15 protein-coding genes are annotated in these 16,994 nt (G+C 59.3%); 5 read left to right on the plus strand and 10 right to left on the minus strand.

The annotated features are described in order from the left end of the window. Nucleotides 1–93 precede the first annotated feature (93 nt). Nucleotides 94–1,215, plus strand: coding sequence for an HlyD family secretion protein (locus tag KGB21_RS19210; protein WP_223506364.1), 1,122 nt, complete (start codon nucleotides 94–96; stop codon nucleotides 1,213–1,215). Further along, the gene (locus tag KGB21_RS19215; protein WP_034149272.1) at nucleotides 1,212–2,804 is read left to right on the plus strand and encodes a DHA2 family efflux MFS transporter permease subunit; all 1,593 of its coding nucleotides are present in this window, start codon (nucleotides 1,212–1,214) and stop codon (nucleotides 2,802–2,804) included. Before KGB21_RS19210 ends, KGB21_RS19215 begins: the two co-directional genes overlap by 4 nt. A 23-nt stretch (nucleotides 2,805–2,827) precedes the next feature. Here the strand turns inward: KGB21_RS19215 and KGB21_RS19220 are convergent, their stop codons facing one another. From KGB21_RS19220 to KGB21_RS19240, 5 genes are all read right to left on the minus strand, one after another. After that, complete coding sequence (locus KGB21_RS19220) at nucleotides 2,828–3,268, minus strand: carboxymuconolactone decarboxylase family protein (RefSeq protein WP_034149271.1); 441 nt, start codon at nucleotides 3,266–3,268, stop codon at nucleotides 2,828–2,830. Between the two features lie 113 nt (nucleotides 3,269–3,381). Further along, nucleotides 3,382–4,824: a mechanosensitive ion channel family protein gene (locus KGB21_RS19225; protein WP_223506366.1), complete on the minus strand. Its 1,443-nt coding sequence runs from the start codon at nucleotides 4,822–4,824 to the stop codon at nucleotides 3,382–3,384. 141 nt (nucleotides 4,825–4,965) lie between these two features. Further along, complete coding sequence (ycaC, locus tag KGB21_RS19230; RefSeq protein WP_034149269.1) at nucleotides 4,966–5,592, minus strand: isochorismate family cysteine hydrolase YcaC; 627 nt, start codon at nucleotides 5,590–5,592, stop codon at nucleotides 4,966–4,968. A gap of 55 nt (nucleotides 5,593–5,647) precedes the next feature. Further along, complete coding sequence (locus KGB21_RS19235) at nucleotides 5,648–6,331, minus strand: isochorismatase family protein (RefSeq protein WP_223506368.1); 684 nt, start codon at nucleotides 6,329–6,331, stop codon at nucleotides 5,648–5,650. Between the two features lie 94 nt (nucleotides 6,332–6,425). After that, nucleotides 6,426–7,292: a pirin family protein gene (locus KGB21_RS19240; protein WP_223506370.1), complete on the minus strand. Its 867-nt coding sequence runs from the start codon at nucleotides 7,290–7,292 to the stop codon at nucleotides 6,426–6,428. Between the two features lie 104 nt (nucleotides 7,293–7,396). Between KGB21_RS19240 and KGB21_RS19245 the strand changes: the two genes are divergently transcribed. From KGB21_RS19245 to dkgB, 3 genes are all read left to right on the plus strand, one after another. Beyond that, nucleotides 7,397–8,305, plus strand: coding sequence for a LysR family transcriptional regulator (locus KGB21_RS19245; protein ID WP_223506373.1), 909 nt, complete (start codon nucleotides 7,397–7,399; stop codon nucleotides 8,303–8,305). Nucleotides 8,306–8,429: 124 nt separating this feature from the next. Next, nucleotides 8,430–8,972 (plus strand): PaaI family thioesterase, encoded by a 543-nt coding sequence (locus KGB21_RS19250; RefSeq protein WP_034149318.1) that lies wholly within the window; start codon nucleotides 8,430–8,432, stop codon nucleotides 8,970–8,972. A 145-nt stretch (nucleotides 8,973–9,117) separates the two neighbouring features. Next, nucleotides 9,118–9,921 (plus strand): 2,5-didehydrogluconate reductase DkgB, encoded by an 804-nt coding sequence (dkgB, locus tag KGB21_RS19255; protein ID WP_034149265.1) that lies wholly within the window; start codon nucleotides 9,118–9,120, stop codon nucleotides 9,919–9,921. Nucleotides 9,922–10,064: 143 nt separating this feature from the next. Here the strand turns inward: dkgB and KGB21_RS19260 are convergent, their stop codons facing one another. The 5 genes from KGB21_RS19260 to KGB21_RS19280 all read right to left on the minus strand — a co-directional run bounded on the left by KGB21_RS19260 (nucleotide 10,065) and on the right by KGB21_RS19280 (nucleotide 16,714). Continuing rightward, nucleotides 10,065–13,304, minus strand: a complete 3,240-nt coding sequence (locus KGB21_RS19260; RefSeq protein ID WP_223506375.1) for a transporter substrate-binding domain-containing protein — start codon at nucleotides 13,302–13,304, stop codon at nucleotides 10,065–10,067. Further along, entirely contained in the window at nucleotides 13,305–13,931 is a 627-nt protein-coding gene (locus KGB21_RS19265) for a response regulator transcription factor (protein ID WP_034149264.1), read from the minus strand. A gap of 35 nt (nucleotides 13,932–13,966) precedes the next feature. Next, nucleotides 13,967–14,425 carry a response regulator gene (locus KGB21_RS19270; RefSeq protein WP_223506377.1) on the minus strand — a complete coding sequence of 153 codons (459 nt, stop codon included), beginning with the start codon at nucleotides 14,423–14,425 and terminating at the stop codon, nucleotides 13,967–13,969. 323 nt (nucleotides 14,426–14,748) lie between these two features. Further along, nucleotides 14,749–16,086 (minus strand): lysine N(6)-hydroxylase/L-ornithine N(5)-oxygenase family protein, encoded by a 1,338-nt coding sequence (locus tag KGB21_RS19275; RefSeq protein ID WP_223506379.1) that lies wholly within the window; start codon nucleotides 16,084–16,086, stop codon nucleotides 14,749–14,751. A gap of 145 nt (nucleotides 16,087–16,231) precedes the next feature. Then, complete coding sequence (locus KGB21_RS19280) at nucleotides 16,232–16,714, minus strand: sigma-70 family RNA polymerase sigma factor (protein WP_034149262.1); 483 nt, start codon at nucleotides 16,712–16,714, stop codon at nucleotides 16,232–16,234. Between the last annotated feature and the right edge of the window lie 280 nt (nucleotides 16,715–16,994).

Below are 16,994 nucleotides of genomic sequence, written 5' to 3' on the forward strand. Positions count from 1 at the left end.
CTGACGACCGGCAACAAAAACCAATTGCTACCAAATATGACATACGTCATATTACGTGCGTAATTTATCGCCGTTTCCGACAGGTAATTCTCCATGACCAGCATGCCCACCGTTGAACCCGACCTTGCTGTGCCGGTGAACACCCCGAAGCCTTCCCTGCTAAAGCGCCTGTTACTGGCGACAACGGTCATCGCTGCGCTAGTGCTGGCCGGTGTGTACGTCGCGCATTGGTGGACGGCCGGGCGGTTCATTGAAGAAACCGACGACGCGTACATCGGCGGCGACGTGACGGTGATTGGGTCGAAGGTCGCGGGTTACATCGATGAAGTGCTGGTGACTGATAACCAGAAGGTCAAGGCTGGCGATGTGTTGATTCGTCTCGACGCCCGCGATTACCGCGCCAACCTGGCCAAGACCGAAGGCGCGGTGGCGGCGGAAGAAGCCTTGCTCGCCAACCTTGATGCCACCGAGCAACTGCAACAAGCGGTGATCGGCCAGGCACGAGCCGGCATTGACGCCGCCGGTGCCGAAACCTTGCGCTCGCGCGATGACGATGCGCGCTACAAAAAGCTCGTCACCACCAACGCGGTCTCGGTGGAAAGCGCGCAACGGGCCAACGCCACTTTCAAGACGGCACAGGCCCAAAGCAATCGCGCCCAGGCTGAATTGCTGGCAGCGCAACGGCAATTGAATGTGATCGCTACCCAGAAACAACAAGCCCGCGCCGCGTTGATTCAAGCCAAAGCCGAGCGTGACCTGGCGCAGTTGTACGTCGGCTACACCGAACTTCGCGCCCCTGTGGATGGTGTGATCGGCAATCGCCGGGCGCGGGTCGGCGCTTATGCCCAGGCCGGTTCGCAGTTGCTGTCGGTGGTGCCGTCCAGCGGCTTGTGGGTCGATGCCAATTTCAAGGAAGACCAACTGGCGCGCATGGTGCCGGGGCAACGGGTGGTGATTCATGCCGACGTGCTTTCCGGGCAAGAATTCCACGGTCATCTGGACAGCCTTGCTCCCGCCAGCGGTTCGCAATTCAGCGTGCTGCCGCCAGAAAACGCCACCGGCAACTTCACCAAGATCGTGCAGCGAGTGCCGGTGCGAATTCATCTTGATCCGGCCGATAGCGTGCTCGGCCATCTACGCCCCGGCTTGTCTGTCACCGCGGAAGTCGACACGCGCAAGGAGCCTGAAACCACAGCCGTGGCCAGCGTACCATGAGCCGCGCGCTCGCCCTCCCCGCGCAACCGTTCGATGCCGCGAGCATGACGACGGCGACCAAGGTCTTCGCCTTCGCCAGCATGTGCATCGGCATGTTCATTGCGCTGCTGGATATCCAGATTGTCTCGGCGTCGTTGCGTGACATTGGCGGTGGCCTCTCCGCCGGCACCGACGAAACCGCCTGGGTGCAAACCAGCTACCTTATCGCTGAAATCATCGTGATTCCGCTGTCCGGCTGGCTGTCGCGGGTGTTTTCCACGCGCTGGTTGTTCTGCGCGTCAGCGGTGGGTTTTACCCTGACCAGCCTGCTTTGCGGCGCGGCGTGGAACATTCAGAGCATGATCGCCTTCCGCGCCTTGCAAGGTTTTCTCGGCGGTTCGATGATTCCGCTGGTATTCACCACCGCATTCTTTTTCTTCACCGGCAAGCAACGGGTGATTGCCGCCGCCACCATCGGCGCTGTGGCTTCGTTGGCGCCGACCCTGGGTCCGGTGATTGGTGGCTGGATCACCGACATTTCCTCTTGGCACTGGCTGTTCTACATCAACCTGGTACCGGGGATTTTCGTCGCGGTGGCGGTGCCGATGCTGGTGAAAATCGACCAACCGGAACTCTCATTGCTCAAGGGCGCCGACTATCTGAGCATGGTGTTTCTGGCGCTGTTTCTCGGTTGCCTGGAATACACCCTCGAAGAAGGCCCGCGCTGGAACTGGTTCAGCGACCGCACCATTCTCACCACGGCGTGGATCAGCGGCCTGGCCGGCCTGGCGTTCATTGGCCGGACCTTGCACGTGGCCAATCCGATCGTCGATTTGCATGCCTTGAAGGACCGCAACTTCGCCCTCGGCTGCTTCTTTTCCTTCGTCACCGGGATTGGTCTGTTCGCCACCATTTACCTGACGCCACTGTTTCTTGGCCGGGTGCGTGGGTATGGCGCGCTGGACATTGGTCTGGCGGTTTTCTCCACTGGGGTGTTCCAGATCATGGCGATTCCGCTGTACGCCTTTCTGGCCAATCGCGTCGACCTGCGCTGGATCATGATGACCGGCCTTGGGTTGTTTGCCTTGTCGATGTGGGATTTCAGCCCGATCACCCACGACTGGGGCGCCAGGGAATTGATGCTGCCGCAAGCCTTGCGCGGCATCGCCCAGCAACTGGCGGTGCCGCCAGCGGTGACTTTGACTTTGGGTGGATTGGCACCGGCGCGACTCAAACATGCTTCAGGGCTGTTCAACCTGATGCGCAACCTGGGCGGCGCCATCGGTATCGCCGCGTGCGCGACCATTCTCAACGATCGCACCAATCTGCACTTCACAAGATTGGCGGAAAACCTCAACAGCACCAACGAGGCGCTGAACCAGTGGCTGTCCCAGGTCGCAAACAACTTCGCCGCCCTGGGCCAGGGCGGCGATGTCGGGGTCACTGCGAGCCTGCATCAGCTCTGGCTGCTGACCTATCGCGAAGCGCAAACGCAAACCTACGGCGACGCGTTTCTGATGATCATGGTCTGCTTCATCATCGCCACGGTGATGGTGCCCTTGATGCGCAAGGTGCAACCACCGGCCGCGCCGAGTGCCGATGCTCACTGAGGCATCGGCGCTCCTGCTGAAAGTCAGGCTTGAGGTGTTTTGCGGAAGCCAACGGCCAGGCGATTCCAGCTGTTTATGGTGCTGATGGCCACGGTCAGGTCGACCATTTCCTTCGGTGTGAACTGAGCGCTGACCACTTCGTAGTCTTCGTCCGGGGCGTGGGTCAGGCTGAGTTGGGTCAGGGATTCGGTCCAGAGCAGCGCGGCACGCTCGCGCTCGGAAAAGAACGGCGCCTCACGCCAGGCGGTTACGGCGAAGAGACGACGTGGGGTCTCGCCCCCCTTGATCGCATCGGCCGTGTGCATGTCGATACAGAAGGCACAGCCGTTGATCTGCGACGCGCGCAGCTTGACCAGTTCAATCAGGTTCTTTTCCAGCGGCAGTTTGGAGACGGCGGTTTCCAGGGCGATCATCGCTTTGAGAGCGTCAGGCGAGGCGGTGTAGAAATCGATACGCGGTTGCATGGAAGGCTCCAGGGCAGGTGAATGTGTCATTACGTTAGCCCCGCGACCGGTTTGCACAAATAGCCAATATTCCAGAAGTCGAGGAGGCCAATGACCTCCAGGAACGCAGCGGCTTACGCCCGATTAAGCAACCACTTCAAAAACCCCTTCTTCTGCACCACCAACGGCACGTCCTGACTCATCGCCTTGACCTTGTGCAAGCGGAAATCCAGCAAGTTTTGCATCGCATCGTTGATGTCGTGGCGAGCCTCCAGGCACGGTCTCAAATAGCCCTTTTCAATGCGATAAAGCACACAAGCAGTTTTCGCGGCGAATTCCGCCGGCAGCGAGCTATCGGTCAGGATGCCGGCCTCGCCGATCACTTCACCCGGCCCCATGCGACCGGTTTCCATGAGCGTCCCGTTGCGGTTCAGCGTCACCGACACCACCCCGGACTCGATGATGAACAAATGATCGCTGACCTCCTCCGCCGCCAGGATCGTCTCCCCGGCGCGGAAGTTTTGCAGGGTCATGTTCTGGCTGAAGGTTTCTTTCTCTTCCTCACGCAAGGTCGAGAAAATCGGCGAACTGTCGATCAACGCCCGTGGCCGTGAGAGGTCGGTGGTCGGAATCGGTTCCACGCTCGACAGCAAATTGACCCCGGATGCGCGCAAGTGCCGATACGCCAGATCGTAGAGTTGATTGCGCACCTCGCGCTTTTCGCTCATCGAGGCGACAAAGCCGCTGATTTCGTATTCCACGCCAGCGGCCGTAGAGCTTTTCAGCGCGACTTTTGGCGAAGGCTTGCTGAGCAGAATGCGGCAGCCCTGCTTTGCGCGCTCAAGGGCTTCGATCACCGTACTGGGACGGACATGGGGGCTGATCTGCAGACTGATCGCAACGCCGAACATGTCGCTGGGCCGGCTGAAGTTGGTGATCTTGGCCTTGGCCGCCAGCGAGTTGGGAATCACGATCATGCTGCCCTGGGAGGTTTGCAGCCGCGTGGCGCGCCAGTCGATGTCGATGACCCGGCCTTCCGTGCCGTCGATCGCGATCCAGTCATCCAGTTGATAGGGTTTGGTGGTGTTGAGGACGATCCCGGAAAACACGTCGCTGAGGGTACTTTGCAACGCCAGGCCGACGATGATCGCCAACGCGCCGGACGTGGCCAGCACGCCCCTGACCGGCAGATTGAGCACGTAGGCCAGGGCGGCGATGACCGCGACCAGGAAGATCACCGCACCCAGCAAATCCTGGAGCAAACGCCCGGTATGCCCCACCCGTTGCATCAGTCCCGCGCCGATCAGCACGGTCAGGGTGCGCGCAGCGAACAGCCACCAGCCGATCTGCAACCCCGTGGCCGCCAGATGCAACGGCACGTTCTCGACCCAGGGCGCCGGTTCCAGCGGGTTCATGCCTTCGTTGAACAGCACCAGGCTGTACAGCGCGAAAATCACCACCCGTACCAGCAGTTTCACGTTGTGGCCACGGGTGCCAATCAAGCGCCACAACACCAGATCGGTCAGGATCAGGACCAACGCGCAAATCAGCGGATGTTCAGTGAGCAACGACAGCATCAAGCAACTCCAGCACGGGTTATCGGCGCAATATCGCATACATTGTAGGAGCTGCCGCAGGCTGCGATCTTTTGATCTTCAATCAAGATCAAAAGATCGCAGCCTGCGGCAGCTCCTACAGTGGGGCGATGTGCGCTTGTGCTATTTGCTGTCGGTCAGGGTGTTGTAGCTGGTCATCAGGTTGCGGTAGTCCGGGATGTGGTTGGAGAACAAGGTCCCCAGGCCTTCCACATCGTTGCGCCAGTCGCGATGCAGCTCACAGGCCAGGCCGAACCAGGTCATCAGTTGCGCGCCGGAGGCCGACATGCGGTCCCATGCCGATTGACGGGTCAGTTCGTTGAAAGTGCCGGAAGCATCGGTCACCACGAACACGTCAAAGCCTTCGGCCAGCGCCGACAGCGCCGGGAACGCCACGCACACTTCAGTCACCACACCAGCGATGATCAATTGCTTCTTGCCGGTGGCCTTGATCGCCTTGACGAAGTCTTCGTTGTCCCACGCGTTGATCTGGCCAGGGCGAGCAATGTATGGCGCGTCCGGAAACAGCGCCTTGAGCTCGGGCACCAGCGGGCCGTTGGGGCCGGTTTCAAAACTGGTGGTCAGAATGGTCGGCAATTTGAAGTACTTGGCCAGGTCGGCCAGGGCCAGCACGTTGTTCTTGAAACGATCCGGTTCGATGTCGCGTACCAGCGACAGCAGGCCTGCCTGATGATCCACCAACAGAACGGCGGCGTTATCCTTGTCGAGACGCTTGTAAGAAGTAGTCATTGCAGTAGTCCTCACGTTTTATCGATGCCGAGGGAAGTCGGCGTGGTGGTTGCAGTTAGCGCTGGGAATCCAGCGTTTCGTGTTCATTCGCCACTTGCTGAGCCTTGAGATAGCTCTCGATCAGCAATTGATAATGCGGCATGGCCTGGGCGTAGACAGCGGCCCACTGCTCGGCGTCCGAACGGTTCCACGAGCCTTGCAGCTCAGAGAGCGTGGCCATGATGTCGATCGGCACCGCTCCGGCCTGAGCCAAACGGGCGATTGTCAGATCGGTGGCCAGTTTCGAGTGGTTGCCCGAAGCGTCGACCACGGCGAACACCTTGTAGCCTTCATGCACCGCCGCAATGGAGGGGAACGCCAAGCACACGCTGGTCAGGGTGCCGGCGATCACCAGGGTTTTCTTGCCGGTGGCTTTGACCGCCGCGTGAAATTCCGGGTTGTCCCAGGCATTGATTTCACCTTTACGGGCCACGTATTGCGCATGCGGCGCAGCTTCGTGAATCTCAGGGATCAGCGGCCCGTTCGGACCTTGTGGCACGGAAGCGGTGGTAATGACGGGCATCTTCAGCAGGGTCGCGGCTTTCGCCAGGGCAATGGCGTTGGCCCGCAGCTGCGGTACGTCGATGTCTTTGACGATCTGAAACAGTCCGCTCTGATGGTCGATTAACAGCATGGCGCTGTCGTTGGGGTCGATGGTCGGTTTCTGGCCGTTGAAGTTGGCCGCGTTGACGTTGTTCATATGCGTTTCCTCTTTCGATTGGGCAACAGCCATCCCTGGCCTGAAAACCGGCCCACTCATCCTGGGTAGAGTCGGGTTGTAGAAGCGCTACGGATTAACCGTGCATCCGGCCGAAGCGGCCGGACTGGAAGTCGGCGAAGGCCTGGTGAATTTCTTGCTCGGTGTTCATCACGAACGGGCCGTGACCGACGATCGGTTCGTCAATCGGTTCGCCGCTGAGCAGCAGCACCACCGCGTCCTCGCTGGCTTCGAGGGTAATTTGATCGCCCTTGCGGTCGAACAATGCCAACTGCCCTTGACGCACCGACTCCAGGCCGTTGACTTGAATCGAACCGCGCAAAACCACCAGTGCGGTGTTGCGCCCTTCATGCAGATCCAGCGTTAGCAACTTGCCGGCATTCAGGCGCAGGTCCCAGACGTCGATCGGGGTAAAAGTGCGCGACGGCCCTTTGTGGCCTTCGAATTCACCGGCGATCAATCGCACGCTGCCGGCGTTGTTCTTCAAGGCAATGCTCGGGATGTCGCCATCCAGAATCGTCTGGTAACCGGCCTCGGCCATTTTGTCCTTGGCTGGCAGGTTGACCCACAACTGCACCATTTCCAGGGTGCCACCGCTTTTGGCGAAGCCTTCGGAGTGGAACTCTTCATGGAAAATTCCCGAGGCGGCGGTCATCCATTGCACGTCGCCGGGGCCGATCTTGCCGCCGCTGCCGGTGGAGTCGCGGTGTTCCAGCTCGCCTTTGTAAACGATAGTCACGGTTTCGAAGCCACGGTGCGGATGCTGACCAACGCCACGACGCTCGGTGGTCGGGGTGAATTCAGCAGGACCGGCGTGATCCAGCAGCAAGAACGGGCTGATGTGTTTGCCCAGGTTGTCGTAGGAAAACAGCGTGCGAACCGGGAAACCGTCGCCGACCCAATGGGCTCGCGGGCTGGTGTAGATACCGATGATGTTTTTCATGGTGCCTCCGAATCAGGTGGTTGAAGCCATGGACAAAGCTTAAAACCGAGGCCTTTGCTGCGCTAGACTGCAAAAATCAACCTTAGCGTTCTATTTGGAGAACGATGGTGGAAGACCTCAACACCCTCTACTACTTCACCCAAGTGGTGGAACATCAGGGCTTTGCTGCGGCCGGGCGGGCGCTGGACATGCCCAAGTCCAAGCTCAGTCGACGCATTGCCGAACTCGAGGAGCGCCTTGGCGTGCGGTTGCTGAATCGCACCAGCCGCCAATTTTCGCTGACAGAAATCGGCCTGGCCTATTACCAGCGTTGCCTGGCGATGCGCGTCGAAGCGGAAAGCGCTGCCGAATTGATCGAACGCAATCGCTCGGAACCCCAGGGTCTGGTGCGCATCAGTTGCCCGACGGCGTTGCTGAACTCCTGGGTAGGGCCGATGCTGACCCGCTACATGCTCAAGTATCCGCTGGTGGAGTTGTTCATCGAGAGCACCAACCGCCGGGTCGACTTGATCCACGAGGGTTACGACATTGCGTTGCGGGTACGTTTTCCGCCGTTGGAAAACACCGACATGGTGATGAAGGTGCTGGGCAACAGCACTCAGTGCATTGTGGGCAGTCCGGCATTCGCCGAACACCTGTCGTCACCGCCCTCTCCCGCCGACCTGAGCGGCTTGCCCAGCCTGCACTGGGGCGGTGCGCAGCGTGAATATCAATGGGAGTTGCTCGGTGCCGACGGCGCCAGCGCGACAATTCGGCACACGCCAAGAATGGTCACCGATGACCTGATGGCGCTTCGCCACGCGGTGGTTGCCGGTGTCGGCATCGTCCACCTGCCTGCCGTGGTCGTGCGCGATGACATTGCGGCCGGACGCTTGGTGGAACTGGTGCCGGGCTGGGCGCCGAAGTGCGGGGTCATCCATGCGATCTTCCCCTCGCGCCGAGGATTGCTGCCGTCAGTGCGCGCGCTGATCGACTTTTTAGGCGAGGAGTTCAGTCACTCCGATATTGCTTGAGAGCAGCGGCAAGTATTTAGCAGCAAGCAGCAAGCTGATTGGGGGGCTGGCGGGGATTTTATTTCGGGCATAATATCGATCTGGATTACAGCCATAATACCCAGAACTGTCCGAGGTCATGATCATGCAAAGCCCAAACCGCGACGCCACGCTCGCCCAATGGATCGCTCAGGAACAGGCCATGCGCGCCCGCCTTGCGGGGCCTGGCAGTTTGTCCCTTGCTGAGGTCAGCGCGTTATCGCCCGCCGAGTTTTTCGACGGTATCGGCAACGGCGAACTGCCCTCGCCGCCCATTGGCACGCTGATGGATTTCATCCCCATCGAATGGTCCGCCGGGCTGTTTGTCTTTCAAGGCACACCGGATTCGCGGCATTACAATCCGCTGGGCACGGTGCACGGCGGTTATGCCGCGACTTTGCTGGATTCGTGCATGGGCTGCGCGATCCATACGCAGCTGAAAAAAGGCCAGGGTTATACGACGCTGGACCTGCGCATCAGCTATGTGCGGGCCTTGAACAACGCCAGCGGACCGGTGCGGGCCGAGGGCAAGATTGTGCATCTGGGGCGTTCGACGGCATTGGCCGAGGGGCGGATTTATGACGTGGATGGGCGCTTGTATGCGACGGGATCGACGACCTGCATGATTCTTGAGGCGCGGGGTGTGTAGGAGCTGCCGAAGGCTGCGATCTTTTGATCTTTATCTTTTGATCTTTGATTTCCAGTCAACATTGCTTTGCCGCTCCAGCGGTTTTTCTCACGGATGCAGGCGCGGATACTCGCGGCCATTCCCACTGCAACCTCTGGAGTCATTCATGTCTATTCCCGAATTCGGCCTGGGCACCTTTCGCTTGCAAGGCCAGGTGGTCATTGATTCGGTAAGCACCGGCCTGGAACTGGGCTACCGGGCCATCGACACCGCGCAAATCTACGAGAACGAAGCCGAAGTCGGTGAGGCCATCGCCGCCAGCGGCATTGCCCGTGAAGAACTGTTCATCACCAGCAAGATCTGGGTCGCCAACTTCGCCAGGGATCGCTTGATCGACAGCCTCAAGGAGAGCCTGCAAAAACTGCAGACTGATTACCTGGACCTGACCCTGATTCACTGGCCGTCCCCCGAAGACCAAGTGCCGGTGGAAGAATTCATGGGCGCCCTGCTCGAAGCCAAACGCCTGGGCCTGACTCGGCAGATCGGCGTGTCGAACTTCACCGTCGACCTGATGAAGCAAGCCATCGCCGCCGTCGGTGCCGAGCACATCGCCACCAACCAGATCGAACTGCATCCGTACCTGCAAAACCGCAAAGTCGTCGAGTTCGCACAAAGCCAAGGCATTCAGATTACGTCGTACATGACCCTGGCCTACGGCGAAGTCCTGAAGGACTCGGTGATCCTGCAAATCGCCGATCGCCTGCAAGCAACACCGGCTCAAGTCACCCTGGCCTGGGCGATGCAACTGGGTTACGCAGTGATCCCTTCCTCGACCAAGCGCGACAACCTCGCCAGCAACCTGAAAGCCTGCGTGCTGACGCTGAGCGACGCCGACATGGCGTTGATCGCAAGTCTGGATCGCGGCCAGCGCTTGACCAGCCCGAAAGGCATCGCGCCGAACTGGGATTAAGCCTCAGGCCTGCGAAAAAAAGGTATCTGTGGCGAGGGAGCTTGCTCCCGCTGGGTCGCGAAGCGGCCCCTCTTCACCTGATGAAGAAGGGGGACTGCTGCGCCGTCCAGCGGGAGCAAGCTCCCTCGCCACAGGTTTGCCTATCAGGCCTGCCCCAGGCTGTGGTCCAGGCGCTGCATGGCGTGCTGCAACTGATCGACGGCCGAGTCGATCAGTGAGGTGCTGCCCGCGCTGCACGCACGCTCCAGCTGTTCGCAACATTCGACCAGACTCAGCGCCCGGACCATCAGCGCCCCGCCCTTGATGCGATGCGCCAATACCTGCAAACCATCGTGATTACCACTGGCGTGCACTTGTAGCAGACGCTCGCGGTCATCGCGGTTGGTGGTGGCCAGGTCTTGCAGCAATTGGGTGATCAACTCATGGTCCGCGCCGACGTAGTGCTCCAGCCCGGTCAAATCGATTTCGGCGTTTGGCGTGTCAGCGGTGACCCTGGCCGATTCGCTGGAAAACCTGCTGGCCAGCCAGGTACTCAGGTCCACCAAGCGGATCGGTTTGAACAGACAATCGTCCATACCGGCCTCGATACAACGAATCTTTTCCTCAGCTTGTGCATTGGCGGTAAAGCCCAGAATCAGACTGGACGCAAGGCCGTTGAACCGCTCCTCATCGCGTATTGCACCCGCCAACTCATAACCACTGAAAACCGGCATGTTGCAGTCGGTGATGACCAGGTCGAATTCGTGTTCACGCCACTGCTCAATACCTTGCTGACCATCCTCCGCTTCCAGAACCTGATGTCCCAGAAAGCGCAGTTGTCGTGAAAGCAGCAGGCGATTGGCCGGATAGTCGTCGACCACCAGAACGGTCAGCGGCCGGGTCTGCGTCTGCGCTTCACTTTGCACCACCTCACTGGCGGGTAACGGTTGCAACGCGAGCAGTTCAAGGTTGATATCTACCCGCGTGCCACGCCCGAGGGCGCTGTCGAGCAGCAATTGCCCCCCCATCATTTCGCACAGGGTACGGCTGATCACCAGTCCCAATCCGGAACCCTGGCGAGCGGTTTGCTGACTGTTGCCGGCCTGCACGAACGGGCTGAACAATCGTTTCTGGTCGTATTCACTGATACCGATGCCGCTGTCTGCGACGGCTACATTAACCGCCCAACGCCCGGATGCCGCTGCGTCCACCCGCAGCCGCAGACTGACTTCACCTTGACGGGTGAACTTGATGGCATTGCTCAACAGATTCGACAGCACCTGCTTGAAGCGCGTGGGATCAATCATCACATCGCAATCGCTGCGCGCGTCGAGTTCAACCCGCCAATTCAAATTCCTCTCCCGGGCCAGACCTTCAAAGACCCGGCACACCGACTGCACCAGCGCCTGCAAATTGGCCCGTTCCGGCGTCAACGACAAATGCCCCGACTCGATGCGGGCAATGTCGAGGATGTCGCCGATCAAGCCCAGCAATTGTTGTCCGGCATTCGACGCCACTTCGATGGCAGCGCGGTCGGTAAAGCCTTCGTCCGCTCGTTTCAGTGCCAGCTCCAGCATGCCGATCAGAGCATTCATCGGTGTACGGATTTCGTGGCTCATGGTCGCCAGAAACGTAGTCTTGGCCCGGTTGGCATCGTCGGCAGCGACCTTGGCGTCCTGCAATTGAACCAACAATTGCTGGCGCTGACGGATCTGCCGACGCTGCCAGACCATCCCGCCCAATGCGAGCAAAAGCAAGACGCCAGCGACGGCAAACGCCTGAAGAATCGTCTGTCGATTCCGCAGCCAATAGCTTTGTTCCACCAGCAAATCATTGCGCCAGGGTTGAACCAACTCGTCAATTTCCTCTGGGGGAATACTCAGCAAGGCCTTGTCCAGAATCGAATGCAACTCGATGGCTTCACGACCGGTTGCCAGGGTGCTGCGAGCAGGGTCGGTGCCCACGGTACTGGTCACTTGGAGGCGATCGCGGTATTGCCGGGAAATCAGGTAACGGGCGCTGATCAATGAGTTGATGCCCCCGTCGGCCTTGCCCTGAGCGACCATTTCCATGGCCTCGGCCGACAGTGGCGCATCCACACAACGGATCCCCGGGAAGTGTTTTCGAATGAACTCGCCGACGATATTGCCCTGGGTCAGTGCCAGGGTTTTTCCGTCCATCTCATCCAGGGTTTTCGGGCTGTCCGGTGCTATGCGGGCGACCAGTACTGACGGACTGGTCAGGAATGCCCGGGTGAAAAGCAACGCCTCTTCACGCTGAGAACTGAGGCCGATACCAGCCAGCACGTCGACCTGGCCATCTTTGATGCCCGTAAGCATCTCGGCCACCGACTGCATGGACTGGATATCGAATTGCAGGCCGGTTCGCTGGGTGATTTTCGCCAGCACTTGCACGCTGATCCCGCGTAACTTGCCTTCACTGTCGATGAACGAAATCGGCGGGACATTTTCGTTGATCGCCACCCGCACACGCGGGTGCGCATTCAGCCAGCGCTGTTCGGTCACGCTCAATTGCAGTGATTGAGTGCCCGGCATGGATAACCCGTAGGCTCCCCAACGCCGCAGGATATTCATCTGTTCACTGGGCGTGACCGCCGCCAGCGCCTGGTTGACGATGCGCAACAGCTGCACGTTGTCCCGGGCCATCGCAAAGGCGAAACGCCCGGATTCCATCCGCGAGAAATCCGCCAACTGAACGTTGTTGAGGTAATTTTTACTGATCAAGTAATGGGCACTGATCGCGTCGCCCAGATAGACGTCTGCCTGACCGAACGCTACGGCACCCACCGCTGCCAGCGTCGAGGGAAACAGTCGCACATCCGCTTGTGGATAAAAATGCTGCACGTTTTGTTCGGGCAAATAGTGATACAGCATCGCCAGGCGTTTGCCGGTCAGCGTCGGGTCCGGCACCGAAGGCGAATCGGTGCGGGTCACCAACACCGGCTGATCCACCGCGTAGGCGCGAGACATCTGCAATTGCCGATCTTCCGCCTCGAAACGATTGGCCGTACCCAGCAAGTCCGCTTCGCCTTGCTTGATCGCCCGCACCGCGTCTGCTCGCGACGGGTAGCGTTGAACCTCGACCTCCACCTTCAACAGCTGTCGCAGCAGACCGGCGTAATCTGCGGTCACCCCCTCGAACAGCTTACCCTCGACGTTGAACTCGAAGGGCGGATAGTCCGGTGCGGACACGGCCAGCACCAGTCGACCCTTTTGCTGCAGCCAGCGCGAATCTGCGCCCGAGAGTCCGGCGCTAAAACCTTCGACGCTGGATCGCCCCAGTAGCGTCAGGGATTGTGGCTGCGCACCGGCACTCGATGCCCATAGCCAAAGCAACGGCAACAAAAGATTCAGCAGGCCGAACAGACGTGGGTAGGCGTTCATTCAGATCAAATGATTGCGTCGGGCAAGGTCGCGCAAATGCACCGACGACTCCACGTTGAGCTTTTCCGTCAAGCGGGTTTTGTAGGTGCTGACGGTCTTGTGACTCAAATGCATGATTTCGGCGATCGCCTTGTTACTGATGCCCCGGGCCAGGTGCTGAAAAATGGTCAGCTCGCGATCCGAGAGCTTGTCGATCAACTCTTTTTCGCTGCGTTGCAACGTGCTCAGCGACACCGAACTCGAGGGCAGCCGGGTGAAATAGGTGTACCCCGACATCACCGCGTGCACGGCCTTGTGCAAGTGCTGTAAATCGTTGGTCTTCGCCACATAAGCCGAGGCACCCGCGCGCATGCAGCGTTCCTGATAAAACATCGGTTCCTGAGAGGTGAAGACCACGACGCGACACGGCACCTCACCGGCCTTTATCCGCGCCAGCACATCCAATCCGTCGAGGGATGGGATATTCAGGTCCAGCACGACCAGATCGGGCCGGTGCTCACGGATCATCGGCAACACTTCGTTACCGCTGTCGGCTTCGTAAATGCGCTTGTACCCTTCCTGCTTGAGAACGATTTTGACCGCGCCGCGAATCACCGGGTGATCGTCCACAATCAGCACTGACTTCATGGCAACTCCCTGTGCAAAAACACGACGATTGGGCACTAAAGGCCCGGGTTAGACGCAGCGGCTGCGCATAGACTTTTGCATGGAATGCCGGGGCGAACTACCTGACAGAAATGACAGTGCCGACGAACGGCACGCAGCGATCCACGATCCATCAAGCGCTGGATCGCTGCCAGATCGGGCAGCAACGCGTGGCTAATCTGAACCTTTCGTTGCTCGCCGGCCGCAATGCCGGGTAGCTGCGCCGCCCGGCCGTCGTAGATCAACACCCGCTCCAACTGCCGGTTATCGAGGCAGAAGTCGAGCACATCCAACTTCCCTCCCCCCAACGCGGCGTTGACGACCAGCAGATCGAATGGCTCGCTCGCGAAGTCCACCAGCGTCAGCAGCTCTTCGAGGCAGTGCACTGGAGCCACACGGAAGTACCCGAGCTGATTGAAGCAGCGTTCGATTCTGAGGCAATTAAAGTGTTGTTCGTCAGCGATCAGGATACGCAAGGACTTGCTCGACACCGTGGCCCCCGAAGCGCGGCAGATTATTGAGGCTGCAAGGCTACGGAAGACCCTTTGAGCTTTCTGTAGGACTTTTCCTAAATCCCGAGCCCCGTTGGCTACGCGTTACGCAGCGCTGGGGTTCGTTGGGGGAATCGCGGGGTTCTTCAGGACGGGTTCAGGAATCAAAAGTTGTAGGGTTCTTCAGGGCCTCATCGCTGGCAAGCCAGCTCCCACAGGGATCTTCAGTGAACACAAATATTTTGCCCAAAGATCAAACTGTGGGAGCTGGCTTGCTGGCGATGACGGCCTCAAGGCCGCCAAAGATCTCAGCTGGCAGTCGCCAACAACAAATCCACCACCGTTCGGCCATGCCCTCGATGCTTGCCATGGTCATACAACGACCCGGCAATCTCGTCGGCGCGAATCGGCAGGATCGACAACAAGGTGTCACTCAGACCATGGCTGGCCTGGCAGAAGCCCTGCATATAAATGCCAGCCTTGCAGCGCTCGTCGGTGATCAGTTTGTAATGGCGATCGACCTCGAAATCCCCCAGGTACTGCTCCAGCGGCGCCAGCAATTTGCGGTGCATCTGGCGCTCGTAACCGGTGGCCAATACCACCGCGTCGTAGTGACGGACCGAGACTTCGCCGGTGGCGTTGTTGCGCACCACCAGTTCAATGCCGCGCTCGGTGGCGGTGGCTTTTTCGATAGTGGTCAGGGTGCGGAACGCATGACGGGCAATGCCCGAGACTTTTTGCCGGTAGAAGATCCCGTAGATGCGCTCGATCAGGTCGATGTCCACCACCGAATAGTTGGTGTTGTGGTACTCGTTGACCAGACGCTCACGCTCGCTGCTTTCCTGCTGGAACACCAGGTCGGTGAATTCCGGCGAGAACACTTCGTTGACGAACGGGCTGTCGTCCGCCGGTTTCAGCGCCGAACCACGGAGGATCATGTCCACCTGCACCGACGGGAAGCTGTCATTCAAATCGATGAAGGCTTCCGCCGCACTCTGACCGCCGCCGATGATCGCGATGCTCATCGGCTGGTTGTTCACGCACGGCTGTTTGGCCATCTGCGCCAGGTACTGCGAGTGATGGAACACGCGCCCATCATCTTTCAGCGCCTTGAACGCCTCAGGAATGCGCGGGGTGCCGCCGGCGCTGACCACCACCGAACGGGTGGTGCGCACCTGTTGATGCCCGGTGGCGTCACGAGAAATCACCCGCAACGCTTCGACCTGCTGGTTGTGCAGCACCGGCTCAATGGTCAGCACTTCTTCGCCGTACCGGCTCTGCTTGTCGAACTGAGCAGCGACCCAGCGCAGGTAGTCGTTGTACTCCATGCGGCACGGATAGAAGGTGCCGAGGTTGATGAAGTCCACCAGGCGTCCGTGGGCCTTGAGGTAATTGACGAACGAATATGGGCTGGTCGGGTTACGCAGGGTCACCAGGTCCTTGAGGAAGGAAATCTGCAACTCGCTCTGGGTCGACAGGGTGTTGCCATGCCAGCTGTAGTTGGCTTGCTTGTCGAGAAACAGTACATCCAGCTCGCCCTGGCTCAGCCCGCGCTCTTGCAGAGCGATGGCCAGCGCCAGGTTCGAAGGGCCGAAACCGACGCCGATCAGGTCGTGAACGATGGGCGATGCAATTGCCTGTGTCATTTCCAGTGTCCTCTGGAGAAACCCCCTAGCGGCGGGGAGATAAGCCTAAGTGACCTGACCAGCCTTGAGCAGGACAGCAGGTCGTCTGTTGATTAGGAACGAGGACAGTGAAATAAAATTTAACAAGAACAGATGATCGCGAAGATCAATGGGCATCCCATTGCAGCATCCGCACCCGGCAATGCTTCATCGCATTGACGATGTGCTTTTCGACCAGCGCCTTGGAAATGCCTAGCTGTTCGGCGATCTCCGGGTGCGACAAACCTTCGATCTTGCGCAGCAGGAAACTCTCGCGACACAACCGAGGCAGTTCGGCCAAGGCACGCTGGAGCATGTCGAGGCGCTGGCCGTGATCGAGGCTGCTGAGGGGGGACGGACTGAAATAGCGTTCTTCATTGTCGAGCACTTCCAGCGACTCGACCTGACGCAAGGCATTGCGCCGGTGATCGTCGATCACCAGGTTCAGCGCGGTGCGATAAAGAAAGGCTCGCGGCTGCTCGATCGGCGTGTCGCTGGAGCGTTCCAGGACCCGCAGATAAGCGTCATGCACCACATCTTCGGCGACCTGACGGTTGCCGAGCTTGGCGTTCAGGAAACACACCAGCTCGCGATAGTAGTTTTCCAACATGACTCCGGCACGGGGGGCGGTTTCTGTCCTTGAACCAGGCTATCGACGCCAAAAACAGGCAACGGCACGATAGTGGCAGTTTGAGATGCGTAATTTATAGTAATTCTCATATAGATTTAAAGTATTGCTTTGGCTTGCCCGACAAATAGTCATGGTCTAGCGCCAGTACGCCCCCTGCAGGAGCTGCCGAAGGCTGCGCTCTTTTGATTTTTAAAGATCAAAAGATCGCCGCCTCGTTTCACTCGACAGCTCCTACAGGTCCTGCAGATCCACAGGTACG

It is taken from the genome of Pseudomonas sp. GL-RE-29, assembly GCF_019947275.1.
Classification (GTDB): Bacteria; Pseudomonadota; Gammaproteobacteria; order Pseudomonadales; family Pseudomonadaceae; genus Aquipseudomonas; species Aquipseudomonas fluorescens_A.

Coding starts and splice junctions, on each gene's coding strand:
- KGB21_RS19225 (WP_223506366.1), bottom strand. CDS start 4,824: ATGCTGTCGTTGCTCACTGAACATCCGCTGATTTGCGCGTTGGTCCTG.
- KGB21_RS19235 (WP_223506368.1), bottom strand. CDS start 6,331: ATGAACAACGTCAACGCGGCCAACTTCAACGGCCAGAAACCGACCATC.
- ycaC (WP_034149269.1), bottom strand. CDS start 5,592: ATGACTACTTCTTACAAGCGTCTCGACAAGGATAACGCCGCCGTTCTG.
- KGB21_RS19275 (WP_223506379.1), bottom strand. CDS start 16,086: ATGACACAGGCAATTGCATCGCCCATCGTTCACGACCTGATCGGCGTC.
- KGB21_RS19220 (WP_034149271.1), bottom strand. CDS start 3,268: ATGCAACCGCGTATCGATTTCTACACCGCCTCGCCTGACGCTCTCAAA.
- KGB21_RS19250 (WP_034149318.1), top strand. CDS start 8,430: ATGCAAAGCCCAAACCGCGACGCCACGCTCGCCCAATGGATCGCTCAG.
- KGB21_RS19265 (WP_034149264.1), bottom strand. CDS start 13,931: ATGAAGTCAGTGCTGATTGTGGACGATCACCCGGTGATTCGCGGCGCG.
- KGB21_RS19210 (WP_223506364.1), top strand. CDS start 94: ATGACCAGCATGCCCACCGTTGAACCCGACCTTGCTGTGCCGGTGAAC.
- KGB21_RS19280 (WP_034149262.1), bottom strand. CDS start 16,714: ATGTTGGAAAACTACTATCGCGAGCTGGTGTGTTTCCTGAACGCCAAG.
- KGB21_RS19240 (WP_223506370.1), bottom strand. CDS start 7,292: ATGAAAAACATCATCGGTATCTACACCAGCCCGCGAGCCCATTGGGTC.
- KGB21_RS19245 (WP_223506373.1), top strand. CDS start 7,397: ATGGTGGAAGACCTCAACACCCTCTACTACTTCACCCAAGTGGTGGAA.
- KGB21_RS19215 (WP_034149272.1), top strand. CDS start 1,212: ATGAGCCGCGCGCTCGCCCTCCCCGCGCAACCGTTCGATGCCGCGAGC.
- dkgB (WP_034149265.1), top strand. CDS start 9,118: ATGTCTATTCCCGAATTCGGCCTGGGCACCTTTCGCTTGCAAGGCCAG.
- KGB21_RS19260 (WP_223506375.1), bottom strand. CDS start 13,304: ATGAACGCCTACCCACGTCTGTTCGGCCTGCTGAATCTTTTGTTGCCG.